This is a genomic window from Mycobacterium sp. ABE4_509, from assembly GCF_056160785.1.
Genome location: NZ_JBSWXU010000006.1, coordinates 1 through 13,594, shown reverse-complemented (window position 1 = coordinate 13,594; position 13,594 = coordinate 1). Strand labels below are relative to the sequence as shown.

Annotated in this window: 8 protein-coding genes; 4 read left to right on the top strand and 4 right to left on the bottom strand. The window is 69.4% G+C overall.

Going from position 1 to position 13,594, the window contains the following annotated elements:
- Positions 1–12 precede the first annotated feature (12 nt).
- The 3 genes from ACXAID_RS02365 to ACXAID_RS02355 all read left to right on the top strand — a co-directional run bounded on the left by ACXAID_RS02365 (position 13) and on the right by ACXAID_RS02355 (position 2,569).
- Positions 13–1,206 carry an acetyl-CoA C-acetyltransferase gene (locus ACXAID_RS02365; protein ID WP_475020571.1) on the top strand — a complete coding sequence of 398 codons (1,194 nt, stop codon included), beginning with the start codon at positions 13–15 and terminating at the stop codon, positions 1,204–1,206.
- Positions 1,207–1,269: 63 nt separating this feature from the next.
- Positions 1,270–1,653 (top strand): DUF3817 domain-containing protein, encoded by a 384-nt coding sequence (locus ACXAID_RS02360; protein ID WP_475020570.1) that lies wholly within the window; start codon positions 1,270–1,272, stop codon positions 1,651–1,653.
- A gap of 13 nt (positions 1,654–1,666) precedes the next feature.
- Complete coding sequence (locus ACXAID_RS02355) at positions 1,667–2,569, top strand: tetratricopeptide repeat protein (RefSeq protein ID WP_475020569.1); 903 nt, start codon at positions 1,667–1,669, stop codon at positions 2,567–2,569.
- A 74-nt stretch (positions 2,570–2,643) separates the two neighbouring features.
- Here ACXAID_RS02355 and glgB read toward each other — a convergent pair whose 3' ends face one another.
- Together glgB and ACXAID_RS02345 are read right to left on the bottom strand one after the other, a co-directional pair.
- Complete coding sequence (glgB, locus tag ACXAID_RS02350; protein ID WP_475020568.1) at positions 2,644–4,857, bottom strand: 1,4-alpha-glucan branching protein GlgB; 2,214 nt, start codon at positions 4,855–4,857, stop codon at positions 2,644–2,646.
- 4 nt (positions 4,858–4,861) lie between these two features.
- On the bottom strand, positions 4,862–6,979 hold the full coding sequence (locus tag ACXAID_RS02345) for an alpha-1,4-glucan--maltose-1-phosphate maltosyltransferase (protein ID WP_475020567.1): 2,118 nt from the start codon (positions 6,977–6,979) through the stop codon (positions 4,862–4,864).
- A 220-nt stretch (positions 6,980–7,199) separates the two neighbouring features.
- Between ACXAID_RS02345 and glgP the strand changes: the two genes are divergently transcribed.
- On the top strand, positions 7,200–9,851 hold the full coding sequence (gene glgP, locus ACXAID_RS02340) for an alpha-glucan family phosphorylase (RefSeq protein ID WP_475020566.1): 2,652 nt from the start codon (positions 7,200–7,202) through the stop codon (positions 9,849–9,851).
- Between the two features lie 6 nt (positions 9,852–9,857).
- On the opposite strand, the gene ACXAID_RS02335 is transcribed toward glgP, so the two are convergent.
- Together ACXAID_RS02335 and ACXAID_RS02330 are read right to left on the bottom strand one after the other, a co-directional pair.
- On the bottom strand, positions 9,858–11,312 hold the full coding sequence (locus ACXAID_RS02335) for a neutral zinc metallopeptidase (protein ID WP_475020565.1): 1,455 nt from the start codon (positions 11,310–11,312) through the stop codon (positions 9,858–9,860).
- A 112-nt stretch (positions 11,313–11,424) separates the two neighbouring features.
- Positions 11,425–13,416 carry an ATP-dependent DNA helicase gene (locus tag ACXAID_RS02330; protein WP_475020564.1) on the bottom strand — a complete coding sequence of 664 codons (1,992 nt, stop codon included), beginning with the start codon at positions 13,414–13,416 and terminating at the stop codon, positions 11,425–11,427.
- Positions 13,417–13,594 lie beyond the last annotated feature (178 nt).

The window sequence follows — 13,594 nt, the reverse complement described above, 5'->3', positions numbered from 1 at the left end:
TTGGAGGAATTGATGACGACGTCGGTAATTGTTGCTGGAGCTCGCACGCCGGTGGGTAGGTTGATGGGTTCGCTCAAGGACTTCTCCGGCAGCGATCTGGGTGCAGTCGCCATTGCCGGCGCGCTGGAGAAGTCGCGGGTTCCCGCCTCAGCCGTCGAGTACGTGATCATGGGCCAGGTGCTCACCGCCGGTGCAGGTCAGATGCCTGCGCGCCAGGCCGCGGTGGCGGCCGGCATCGGCTGGGACGTGGCCTCGCTGACGATCAACAAGATGTGTCTGTCGGGCATTGACGCCATCGCCCTGGCCGATCAGTTGATCCGGGCCGGGGAGTTCGACGTGGTGGTCGCCGGAGGCCAGGAGTCGATGAGCCAGGCCCCGCACCTGTTGATGAACAGTCGCTCGGGCTACAAGTACGGCGATGTGACCGCGCTCGACCACATGGCCTACGACGGTCTGCACGACGTGTTCACCGACCAGCCGATGGGCGCGCTGACCGAGCAGCGCAACGACGCCGATCAGTTCACCCGCGCCCAGCAGGACGAGTTTGCCGCGACCTCGCATCAGAAGGCCGCCCGTGCCTGGAAGGACGGGGTGTTCGCCGACGAGGTGGTGCCGGTCGAGATCCCGCAGCGCAAGGGCGATCCCGTCGAGTTCACCGAGGACGAGGGCATTCGCGCCGACACCTCGGCCGAGTCGCTGGCCGGACTGCGCCCGGCGTTCCGCAAGGACGGCACGATCACCGCGGGTTCGGCGTCGCAGATCTCCGACGGGGCCTGCGCGGTCGTGGTGATGAGCAAGGCGAAGGCCGAAGAAATGGGCCTGGAGTGGCTGTGCGAGATCGGCGCCCACGGCGTGGTCGCCGGCCCGGACTCCACGCTGCAGAGCCAGCCGGCCAACGCGATCAAGAAGGCCCTGGCCAAGGAGGGCATCTCGATCGCCGACGTGGATGTGATCGAGATCAACGAGGCCTTCGCCGCGGTGGCGCTGGCCTCGACCAAGGAGCTGGGCCTCGACGAGGCCACCACGTCGGCCAAGGTCAACACCAACGGCGGGGCGATCGCCATCGGGCATCCGATCGGCATGTCGGGTGCACGGATCACGCTGCATGCGGCACTGGAGCTGGCCCGGAAGGGGTCCGGCTACGCCGTCGCCGCACTGTGCGGCGCCGGTGGCCAGGGTGACGCCCTGATCCTGCGGCGTCCCTGAGTGGCGCACCTGGTCAACGACGCAATGTAGTAGCCGGCGCCGCGGTCCGGCACAATGGCGGTCATGGCTAGCCAGGCAAGTGCATACGACCTCCGCAGCGCGGCGGGATGGTTCCGGTTGATCGCGTTGGCGGAGGCCGTCAGCTGGGTCGGTCTGCTGATCGGCATGTACTTCAAGTATCTCGGCGCACCGCAGACCGAGATCGGGGTGAAGGTCTTCGGGCCCGTGCACGGCGGCATCTTCATCGCCTTCGTGGTTGCGGCACTGGCGGTCGGCGTGGCGCACCGCTGGAACATCACGACGTGGTTGCTGGCGTTGCTGGCCGGCATCGTGCCACTGGGCAGTGTGATCTTCCTCATATGGGCTGATCGGACGGGTCGGATCGGTTCGGGACCGGTGGCGGCGGGCGTGGGCCGACCGGGTCCGACGGTGCCTGAAACGACGTGACACACTTGATGCTGTGACTCGTCCTGGACCCCGAATCTCGCCGGCGATGGCGGGCGCTGTCGACCTGTCGGCCCTCAAGCAGCGGGCGACCCCTAGCGAGGGTGGTTCGGCCGCTCCGGCCGGGGCCCCGGGCGGCGTCGAGGTCAGCGAGGCCAACCTCGAAGCCGAGGTGCTGGTCCGCTCCAACGAGGTGCCCGTCGTGGTGCTGTTGTGGTCGCCGCGCAGCGACTCCAGCGTCCAGCTCGGCGAGGTGCTCGCCGGCCTGGCCGCCCAGGACGGCCCGAAGTGGTCGCTGGCGACCGTCAACGTCGACACCGTGCCGCGGGTGGCGCAGATGTTCGGCGTGGAGGGCGTGCCGACGGTGGTGGCGCTGGCCGCCGGCCAGCCGCTGTCGAGCTTTCAGGGCATGCAGCCGCCCGAGCAGCTGCGCCGCTGGGTGAATTCGCTGCTCGAGGCGACCGCCGGCAAGCTCAGCGGGACCGGCGAGGCCGAAGCGCCCGAACAGGTGGACCCCCAGGTCGAACAGGCCCGGGCATTCCTCGACGACGGCGACTTCGATGCGGCGCGCAGCGCCTACCAGGCGATCCTGGACGCCGACCCGAACCACCCGGAGGCCAAGGGGGCGGTTCGTCAGATCGCTTTCCTGCAGCGCGCCACCGCCGCGCCGCGCGACGCGGTGGCCGTCGCCGATGCCGCACCCGGCGACATCGAGGCGGCGTTCGCCGCGGCCGACGTCGAGATTCTCGAGCAGAACATCGAGGCCGCCTTCGCGCGGTTGACCGGTCTGGTCAAGCGCACCGCCGGCGACGAGCGCACCGCGGTGCGCACCCGGCTGATCGAGTTGTTCGAGCTGTTCGACCCCGCGGATCCCGTGGTGATCGCCGGGCGCCGCGACCTCGCCAGCGCCCTGTACTGACGCTCGGCTCCGCCGAAACGGCATTCCAGCAGGGGATCACTCGCACTTTCGCTGCCGGAATGCCGTTTCGGCGCTCACGCGGGTTCGAACCACAGCGCCGACATCGGCGGCAGCACCATCACCGCCGAGGCCGGCCGGCCGTGCCACGGATCCTCGGTCGCCTCGACCGCACCGTAGTTGCCGATGCCCGAACCGTTGTAGGTGTCGGAGTCGGTGTTGAGCACCTCGCGCCAGGTGCCCGCGTGCGGCAGCCCCAGGCGGTAGCGGCTGTGCTCGCTGCCCGAGAAGTTGAACACACAGGCCATCATCGAGCCGTCGTCGCCGAACCGCATGAAGCTCAGCACGTTGTTGGCCGAGTCGTTGGCGTCGATCCACGAATAGCCGTCGGGCTGGGTGTCGCGCGACCACAGCGCCCGGCGGGTCCGATAGACCTCGTTGGCGTCGGTCATCATCTTCAGGATGCCGTTGGAGAAGCCCTGCTCGTCGAGCTGGAACCAGTCCACCCCGCGCTCTTCGGACCACTCCGCGCGCTGGCCGAACTCCTGGCCCATGAACAGCAGCTGCTTGCCCGGATGTGCCCACTGGTAGGCCAGCAACTCGCGGATCCCGGCGGCCTTGGTGTGGTCGTTGCCCGGCATCCGGCCCCACAGTGTGCCCTTGCCGTGGACCACCTCGTCGTGGCTGATCGGCAGCACGTAGTTCTCGCTGAACGCATACAGCATCGAGAACGTCATCTCGTGGTGGTGGTAGGTGCGGTAGATCGGATCACGCTTGACGAACTCCAGCGTGTCGTTCATCCAGCCCATGTTCCACTTCATCGAGAAGCCCAGGCCGCCGAGGTTGGTGGGGCGGGTGACGCCCGGCCACGAGGTCGATTCCTCGGCGATGGTGACGATGCCGGGGTTGATCTTGTGCACGGTGGCGTTCATCTCCTGCAGGAACTGCACCGCCTCCAGGTTCTCCCGGCCCCCGTAGATGTTGGGGGTCCAGCCGCCCTCGGGGCGGGAGTAGTCCAGATAGAGCATCGATGCGACCGCGTCGACGCGCAGCCCGTCGATGTGGAACTCCTGCAGCCAGTACAGCGCGTTGGCCACCAGGAAGTTGCGCACCTCGGTGCGGCCGAAGTCGAAAACGTAGGTGCCCCAGTCGAGTTGCTCGCCGCGGCGCGGGTCGGCATGTTCGTAGAGCGGGGTGCCGTCGAAGCGGCCCAGCGCCCAGGCATCCTTGGGGAAATGCGCGGGGACCCAGTCCACGAGCACGCCGATGCCGGCCTGGTGCAGCATGTCGACGAGGTAGCGGAATTCGTCGGGGGTGCCGAACCGCGACGACGGCGCATAGTAGGACGTGACCTGATAGCCCCACGACCCGCCGAACGGGTGCTCGGCCACGGGCAGCATCTCGACGTGGGTGAAGCCGTGCTGAAGAACGTATTCGGTGAGTTGGTCGGCCAGTTCGGTGTAGCTCAGCCCCGGCCGCCACGAGCCCAGGTGCACCTCATAGGTGCTCATCGGTTCGAACACCGGGTTGCGCAGGGCGCGCTGCGACATCCACTCCTCGTCGGCCCAGGTGTAGTGGCTCTCGAAGACCCTTGAGGCGGTCTGCGGCGGCACCTCGGTGGCGAAGGCCATCGGGTCGGCGCGCTCGGTGACCGCACCGTCGGCGCCGTGCACCCGCAGCTTGTAGAGGCCGTCCTCGGGGAAGCCCGGCCAGAACAGCTCCCAGACCCCCGTCGACCCCAGCGCGCGCATCTGCGCCTCGTTGCCCCAGTGGTTGAAATCGCCGATCACCCCGACGCCCTTGGCGTTCGGCGCCCACACCGCAAAGGAGACGCCGTCGACGACACCGTCGGCGGTGGTGAAACTGCGCGGGTGGGCGCCCAGCACCTCCCAGAGGCGTTCATGGCGGCCCTCGCCGAACAGGTGCAGGTCCATCTCACCCAGGGTGGGCAGGAACCGGTACGCGTCGGCGACGGTGTGCACGAAGGCCGACTCGTCCTCTGAGTAGGCGATCTCGAGCCGATAGTCGACGAGATCGGTGTAGGGCACCGCGACGGCGAACAACCCTGACTCGATGTGCTGCAGGGGCAACCGGGCACCGCCGATCAGCGCGTTGATCCGCACCGCGTGGGGCCGGTAGACCCGGATCACCGTGTGGTCACCGTATTCGTGGGCGCCCAGCACCGAGTGCGGATCGTGGTGCTCGCCGGCCAGCAACCGGTTCAGGTCGGCGGTGTGCGGCCGAAGGTTCGGGCTGTCGATCTGATCGGTCAGGTTTGACGCGTTGGTCATGTCGTCACTCCCTACGCAGCAGGTTCATTCGTTGGTCAGCGGGAACTTGGGGCATGTTGAGCACGTGAGCGACGGCGTGGGCCGGCTCGAGTCGCACGTAGTTGCTCTGGCCCCATTGGTATTCCTCTCCGGTGATCTCGTCGCGTACCCAGAACCGGTCCTGCTGTTCCATTCCCAACGCGCCCATGTCGAGCCACAGCGTGCCCTCCTCCGGGCCGAACGCGTTGAGGCTCACCACCACGAGCACCTGATCGCCGGAGGCCGGATCGAATTTGCTGTAGGCCAGAATCGCGTCGTTGTCGATGTGGTGGAAGGTGATGGTGCGCAACTGCTGCAGCGCCGGATGGACCCGGCGGATCTCGTTGAGCCGGGTGATGAACGGCTCGAGGGATTCGCCGTCGGCGAGGGCGGCGTCGAAGTCACGGGGCCGCAGCTCGTACTTCTCGGAGTTCAGATACTCCTCGCTGCCCTCCCGCAGCGCTCGGTGCTCGAAGAGTTCGTAGCCCGAATACATGCCCCAGGTCGGGCTCATCGTCGCGGCCATCACCGCGCGGATGGCGAACATTCCCGGGCCGCCGTGTTGCAGGCTCTCATGCAGGATGTCGGGGGTGTTCGTCCACAGGCTCTGCCTGGCGTAGTCGGCGTGCTCGGCGATCGATTCGGCGAACTCGGTCAGTTCCCACTTGGCGGTGCGCCAGGTGAAATAGGTGTAGGACTGGGTGTAACCGAGCTTGGCCAGCCCGAACAACCGGGCCGGGCGGGTGAACGCTTCGGCCAGAAACAGCACGTCGGGGTCGATGTTCTTGATCTCGCCGATCAGCCACGCCCAGAAGTTGGGCGGCTTGGTGTGCGGGTTGTCGACGCGGAAGACCTTGACCCCGTGGGAGATCCAGTACTTGACCACCCGCAGGACCTCTTCGTACAGACCGGTCGGTTCGTTGTCGAAGTTCAGCGGATAGATGTCCTGGTATTTCTTGGGCGGGTTCTCCGCATAGGCGATGGTGCCGTCGGGGAGCACGGTGAACCACTCCGGGTGCTCGCGCGCCCACGGATGGTCGGGGGCGCACTGCAGTGCCAGGTCCAGGGCCACCTCGAGCCCCTCGGCCCGAGCGGCGCCGACGAACTCGTCGAAATCCTCGATGGTTCCCAGATCCGGATGCACGGCGTCGTGGCCGCCCTCGTCGCTGCCGATCGCCCACGGCGAGCCGACGTCGTCGGGGCCGGCGGTGACACTGTTGTTGCGGCCCTTGCGGTGCACCTTGCCGATCGGGTGGATGGGTGGCAGGTAGACGATGTCGAATCCCATCCGGGCCACCCGGGGCAGTGCCTTGGCCGAGGTGGCGAAGGTGCCGTGCACGGGGTTGCCGGCGCTGTCCCATCCACCCGTCGACCGGGGGAACAACTCGTACCAGGAGCTGAACCGGGCCAGCGGCCGGTCCACCCACACCCCGTGCTGTTCACCGCGGGTGACCAATTCGCGCAGCGGATACTGGTCGACCAGTTCGGTGACCTCCGGGGCCAGCGCCGGGCCGGCACGCCAGAACGGGTCGCCGGGCTCGCGCAGCCGCTCCACGGCCTGGATCAGCGGGTACCGGTCCTGCCGGGGAACGCCGGTGGCGGCCCGCTCCAGCAGTCGGGCACCGACCAGCAGGTCGTTGGACAGCTCACCTTCGCTCTGGCCGGCGTCCAGTTTGGCGATCACATGCTTGCGCCAGGTCGCGATGGGGTCGCCCCACCCGTCGACCCGGTACGTCCACAGCCCGACGGCGTCCGGCACGAACTGGCCGTGGAACACGTCCGGGGTGCGCCCCAACGCCATCGGGTACGTGGCGGGACGTACCCGGGGGGCAGGGCTGACGACCTCGTCGATCGGGATGGCCTCGGCCTGGTTCGTCCGGCCCGGCGGTTCCTCGGCCAGGGCCGGATAGGACGTGCCGTGATAGCGCACGACCAGCGTGGCCGCGACGGCGTCATGGCCTTCACGCCACACCGTGGCCGTGACCGGCACGACTTCCCCGACGACCGCTTTGGCGGGAAATCGTCCGCTGGACACCACAGGGGCAACATCGTCGATCTCGATACGGCCGGCGGTCACTTGCCCGTTTCCTCCCACTCCTGCCATCCGCGCATCGTGCGCGGCCTGCCACATCCGAAACATCCGCGCGGCGTGGGTCGCGCACACCGTCATAGTCCGGTGTCGGTCCCGGCTCCGTGTGCAAGCCTTGTCGCGCCTATACCCACCGTAGTGCGCAGCTCAATCACGCGGAGGGCGAAGAGTGATCGTGCGGCGGCTCGTCCGATGGCCCCGAAGGGTTTGCCAGACGCCAGTAAGGTGATCGTGTGTGAAGGCTCTTCGTCGGTTCACCGTCCGTGCCCACCTGCCCGACCGGCTCGCCCCGCTCGAGCGGTTGTCGAAGAACCTGCGATGGTCGTGGGACAAGCCCACCCAGGACCTGTTCGAATCGATCGACACCGAGCTGTGGCAGTTCACCGGAGGAGACCCGGTGGCGATGCTCGGCCACGTCGGGCCCGAGCGGCTCGAGGAGCTGGCCGCCGACGCCTCGTTCGTCGGGCGGGTGGAAGCGCTGGCCGCCGATCTGGACAACTACCTCACCAGGCCGCTGTGGTATCAGCAGCTGGGTGCTGAAATGGCAGCCGACGACGCCGAAGATGCAGGTGAGGCGGGCGCGCTGCCACACGGCATCGCGTACTTCTCGATGGAGTTCGGGGTTGCCGAGGTGCTGCCGAACTACTCCGGCGGTCTGGGCATCCTCGCCGGCGACCATCTCAAGTCGGCGTCGGACCTCGGGCTCCCGCTGATCGCGGTGGGGTTGCACTACCGCTCCGGGTACTTCCGGCAGTCGCTGACCGCCGACGGCTGGCAGCACGAGAGCTACCCCGCGGTGGATCCGCAGGGTCTGCCGCTGCGGCTGCTCACCGACGCCGCCGGCGACACGGTGCTCATCGAGCTCGCGCTGCCCGACGGGGTGGCGCTGGCGGCGCGGATCTGGATCGCGCAGGTGGGCCGCATACCGTTGCTGCTGCTCGATTCGGACATCCCGGAAAACGATCACAGCGTGCGGACCGTCACCGACCGGCTCTACGGCGGCGATCAGGAGCATCGGATCCGGCAGGAGATCCTCGCCGGCATCGGCGGTGTGCGCGCCATCCGCGCCTACACCGAGCTACGGGGCCTGCCCGCACCCGAGGTGTTCCACATGAACGAGGGGCACGCCGGCTTCCTCGGTGTCGAGCGCATCCGCGAGCTGATCGGCGCGGGCCTGGACTTCGACACCGCGCTGACGGTGGTCCGCTCGTCGACGGTGTTCACCACCCACACGCCGGTGGCCGCGGGCATCGACCGGTTCCCGATCGATCTGGTGGAGCGCTACTTCGGACCCGGGCCCGACAACCGGGGATCACGGCTGCTGCCCGGAGTTCCGGTCGATCGCATCCTGGCCTTCGGGGCCGAAGAGGACGCATCGAAGTTCAACATGGCCCACATGGGGCTGCGGCTGGCTCAGCGCGCCAACGGTGTCTCGCTGCTGCACGGACGCGTCAGCCGCGAGATGTTCAACGACCTGTGGCCGGGATTCGACGCCGCCGAGGTGCCGATCGGCTCGATCACCAACGGCGTGCACGGGCCCACGTGGGCCGCGCCGCAGTGGCTGGAGCTGGGCCGCGAACTGTTGGGCAGCCACGATCTGGGCCAGCTCAGCGAGCCGCACGTCTGGGAGCGGTTGCAGCAGGTCGACCCGGGGCACATGTGGTGGATCCGCGGTCAGCTGCGGGCGGCGCTGGTCACCGACGTCCGCGACCGGTTGCGTCGTTCGTGGCTGCAACGCGGTGCGGCCGAGGCCGAGCTCGCTTGGATATCAACGGCTTTCGATCCCGATGTGCTCACGATCGGGTTCGCCCGCCGGGTGCCCACCTACAAGCGGTTGACGCTGATGCTGCGCGACCCCGAACGTCTGGCGCGGCTGCTGCTCGACGAACAGCGGCCCCTGCAGCTGATCGTCGCAGGCAAGGCGCATCCGGCCGACGAGGGCGGCAAGGCGCTCATCCAGCAGATCGTCCGCTTCGCCGACCGCCACGACGTCCGGCACCGGTTCGCCTTCCTGCCCGACTACGACATGTCGATGGCCCGCACCCTCTATCACGGCTGCGACGTCTGGCTGAACAACCCGTTGCGCCCGCTCGAGGCCTGCGGCACCTCGGGGATGAAGAGCGCGCTCAACGGGGGACTCAACCTGTCGATCCGCGACGGCTGGTGGGACGAGTGGTTCGACGGGGAGAACGGGTGGGAGATCCCCACCGCCGACGGCCTGTCCGACCAGAGCCGCCGCGACGACCTGGAAGCCGCCGCGCTCTACGACCTGCTCGAGCAGGCGGTCGTCCCGAAGTTCTACGACCGCGACCAGCGGGGCACCCCCACCCGGTGGGTCGAGATGGTGCGCCACACCCTGCAGGTGCTCGGGCCCAAGGTGCTGGCCTCCCGGATGGTGCGCGACTACACCGAGAAGTACTACCTTCCGGCCGCGCGGTCGCTGCGCCAGACCATCGAGCCCGCCGGCTCCGGCCGGGGAGACCTCGCCCAGCCGTTCGGAGCGGCTCGCGAGCTGGCCGCCTACCGGCGCCGCGTCGAGCGGTCCTGGCCGCGGATCTCGGTCGACGACGTGGACAGCTCGGGGCTGCCCGACACCCCGCTGCTGGGCTCCGAGCTGACGCTGACGGCGCTGGTGCAGCTCGACGGGCTGCACCCCGGTGACGTGGTGGTGCAGGCGGTGATCGGCCGGGTCGACGGCAGCGCGACGCTGCTCGACCCAGTCACGGTGCCGATGAGCCACACCGTCAGGACCGACCACGGAGCACACGCATTCGCCGCGACGATGTCGCTGCCGGTCACCGGTCCGGTCGGCTACACGGTGCGGGTGTTGCCCCACCACCGGCTGCTGGCCGGGGACAGCGAACTGGGGCTCGTCACTCTGGCCTGATCCGGGTCACGGGAACCGAGCGAAGCAGCGCTCGGTGTCGCTGAGCACGCCGAGCCGGAACGCGTCGATGCGGGAGAACCCAGACGGGACCGTCTCACCGTTGACGTCGCCGGCGGCCAGACCGTTGGTGAGGATGCCCGACACCGCTTCGTCGACGTCGCCGGCGGTCAGCGCGATGGTGTTGCCGTCGGGGGTGGTCACTTCCGACGACATCTCGACCGTCGCGACGCCGGTCAGGCAGGCCGTCCGCAGCGCCGCGTTGGCGCTGTCGAGCGTGACGCCGCCGTGTTCGTGCTGCAGGGCCACCATGTAGCGGGACACCAGCACCGAATAGGCGGTGTTGTCGCCGCTGGCCAGCGCCGCCCCGTCGTCGGGGTCGGGCGGAGCGCCGAGGTCCTGCAGGGCGGGCATGTCCACCACGATGGTGTTGGTCGCCGGGCAGTAAGACGCCGGGGGGCTGGGCCGGGCATCGGTGCAGGTGTCGGCCCTCTCGGCGGCGAAGCTCAGCGCCGGGGGATCGTCCGGGGTGAACAGGATCTCCATCGCGTCGACGATGGAGCGCACCGATTCCTCGGTGACCGGCAGCTCGCCGGTCTGATCCTCGGGCAACAGCACCGGCAGATCCCCGCGGCGCTGACCGATCTCGCGCAGGTCGATCGCGGCGCATGCGGCGGGGCCGTCGGTGAACCCGAACTGGAAGGCCGACAACCGCTCGAACGCCGAGCCGTGCTCGTCGTAGCCGGCGTCGGGGTCGCCTTCGGTGAGCACCGGGTCGCGGAACGAGATCACGCCGGCCAGCACGGTATTGAGGCCCTCACCGGTGTTCAGCGTGAACCGGGGCGAACTGTCCTCGGCGACCCAGCGCAGATATGCCCCGGCGAAACAATCGGCCTGCTGCTCGGACACCAGGGTCTCGGTCTCCTCGTCGGTCAGCCGAGCCTGCCGGGACACCGCGTGGCCGTACTCGTGGGCCATCACCATCGCCACACCCAGGTCGCCGTGCGCGCGACGCAGCGAGGGCAGCATCTCGCCGCGGTCCCAGCCGATCGTGCGCTCCGGATAGCAGAACCCGGCGTTGACCAGCCCATAGGTGTCTTCGTCGCAGAAGATCCCGTCGAAGCCGTTAGCATCCCAGGAAACCAGGGCGCGGACGGGGGTGAACTCGTCGCCGAACGTCTCGGGGTAGGCGGTCTGCCAGTACTGCTCGATGTCGCTGATCGCACTGCCGGCCAGTTCGTCGATGCGGCCGCCGTCGGTGCCGTCGATGTCGCGGGTCGGAGCTGCGGCGTTGGGCCGCAACCCGGTCACGTGGTCGGTGGCCGGCATCCCGGCGACGTTGAACGGGTTGTCGAACACCGAGACGGCCTCACCGGCCACCATCGTCGAGCAGGCGGTCGCGACGACCACCGAGCAGGCGGCGAACAACCCTTTCACCGCGACCCCGACGCGTCCTCGACCCATGTCTCCCCTTCCGTCCGGAGCCCGAGCGCCCGCGGAAAGCTGTTTCCCAGGATAGTGCGGGCGAAGCCGTGGATGGCCCCAGGCCGCGGCCGTGGTGGGCGCCCGGACCGGATCAGCCGGCGCCGCGCAGGCGTTGCAGCGCGGCGCGAACCGCCGCGCCGTCGGTGGTCGGCCAGAACGGAGGTAGCGAGGACTTCAGGAAGCCGCTGTAGCGGGCGGTGGCCATCCGCGAATCCAGGATCGCGACGACCCCGCGGTCGTCGACGCGGCGCAGCAGCCGGCCCGCGCCCTGGGCGAGCAGCAGCGCGGCGTGGCTGGCGGCGACCGCCATGAACCCGTTGCCACCCCGGGCCGCTATCGCCCGCTGGCGGGCGGTGAGCAGCGGATCGTCGGGGCGGGGAAACGGGATGCGGTCGATCAGCACCAGTGACAGCGCGGGCCCGGGAACGTCGACGCCCTGCCACAGCGACAGGGTGCCGAACAACGAGGTCGGTTCGTCGTCGGAGAATTGCCGCACCAGTGCCGAGGTGCTGTCGTCGCCCTGACACAGCACCGGGGTGTCGAGGCGTTCACGCATGATCGCGGCGGCGGCCCTGGCCGCCCGCATCGACGAGAACAACCCCAGCGTGCGGCCGCCGGCGGCAGTGATCAGCGCGGTGATCTCGTCGACCTGTTCAGCCGAGCCGGTGCCGTCGCGGCCCGGTGGGGGCAGGTGCGCGGCGACGTAGAGGATCCCCGAGCGGGCGTGGTCGAACGGTGAGCCCACATCCAGGCCCCGCCAGGCCGGTACCCCGGAATCGGTGGTCCCGCCGGACTTCTCGGCGGCGCCGGAGTCGTCGGAGCGTCGGGTGTCGCCCTTGTCGCCGGTGTCGCGCGCGGTTGCCGAGGCGGCGGTCAGGCCCCAGTCCCGGGCCATCGCGTCGAAGCCGCCGCCGATGGTCAGAGTGGCCGACGTCAGCACCGCGGTGGAGTGGTCGAACAGCCTGCTGCGCAGCAGCCCCGCCACCGACAGCGGTGCGACGCGCAACAGCACCCGGGCGCCGGACCGGGCGTCCTCGATGCGCTCCACCCACACCACGTCGGTGCGGTCGGGAATCGCGGGTACGAAGGAGTCCAGGATGCGGGCGGCGGTGTCGCTGACGTCGATGAGCGCGGTCGCCGCTTCGGCGCGTGCCGACGCGGACTTCGGATCCGACCGTGTGGTGTCGATGTCGCTGCGCGCGGCGGTCGCGGCGTCGCGCAGGGCCGTCAGATGGGTGGCCAATTCCGTGTCGAGCACGTCGATCCGCCCCGGCGCGGCCTCGAAGACGGCGGCGGACAACGTGGCGGTGGCGGCGTCGAGGCGCTGCGCCAGTTCGGGCGTGACGACCCGCGCGGCCCGCCGTTGCGCCACCCCGAGGCTGGTGGCCGACAGCTCGGCGGTGGCCACCCCGGTCACCCGGTCGGCCAGCTCGTGGGCCTCGTCGATGACGAGCAGATCGTGTTCGGGCAGCACGTTCGCATCGCCCATCGCGTCGATCGCCAGCAGCGCGTGGTTGGTGACCACCACGTCGGCCCGGCCGGCGCGCTCACGGGCACGCTCGGCGAAGCAGTCGGTGCCGAACGGGCAGCGCGACACCCCGATGCATTCCCGCGCCGAGACGCTGACCTGCGACCAGGACCGGTCGGCCACCCCGGGTGCCAGTTCGTCGCGGTCCCCGGTCGGCGTCGTCTCGGACCACTCGGTCAGCCTGGCCACATCGCGGCCCAGTGCGCTGACCGCTTTCGGTGAGAACAGCTCTTCCTGGGGCCGGTCGTCCGGTTCGGCCTGCGCTCCGTTGTGGATCTTGTTGAGACACAGATAGTTCCCGCGGCCTTTGAGCAACGCGAAATCCGGGCGGCGGGGCAACGCGCCGGTCAGCGAGTCGGCCAGCCGGGGTAGATCGCGCTCGACCAGCTGACGCTGCAGCGCGATGGTGGCCGTCGACACCACCACGGGGCGGTTGTCGGCCAGCGCCCGCGCGATCGCCGGTACCAGGTAGGCCAGTGACTTGCCGGTGCCGGTACCGGCCTGCACCGCCAGGTGCTCGCCGGTGGCGAAGGCGTGCGCGACCGCCTCGGCCATCGCGATCTGGCCTGTCTCTTCTCCACATCTGACGCTGCCGACGATGGCTGTCGTGTGTAGATCTCGGTGGTCGCCGTATCATTAAAAAGGGGGGGGGGGGGGGGGGGGGGGGGGGGGGGGGGGGGGGGGGGGGGGGGGGGGGGGGGGGGGGGGGGGGGGGGGGGGGGGGGGGGGGGGG

Excerpts from the sequence above, each read along its gene's own strand:
- ACXAID_RS02360 (WP_475020570.1), top strand. The coding sequence starts at position 1,270 with ATGGCTAGCCAGGCAAGTGCATACGACCTCCGCAGCGCGGCGGGATGG.
- ACXAID_RS02365 (WP_475020571.1), top strand. The coding sequence starts at position 13 with ATGACGACGTCGGTAATTGTTGCTGGAGCTCGCACGCCGGTGGGTAGG.
- ACXAID_RS02330 (WP_475020564.1), bottom strand. The coding sequence starts at position 13,416 with ATGGCCGAGGCGGTCGCGCACGCCTTCGCCACCGGCGAGCACCTGGCG.
- ACXAID_RS02345 (WP_475020567.1), bottom strand. The coding sequence starts at position 6,979 with ATGGCAGGAGTGGGAGGAAACGGGCAAGTGACCGCCGGCCGTATCGAG.
- glgB (WP_475020568.1), bottom strand. The coding sequence starts at position 4,857 with ATGACCAACGCGTCAAACCTGACCGATCAGATCGACAGCCCGAACCTT.
- ACXAID_RS02335 (WP_475020565.1), bottom strand. The coding sequence starts at position 11,312 with ATGGGTCGAGGACGCGTCGGGGTCGCGGTGAAAGGGTTGTTCGCCGCC.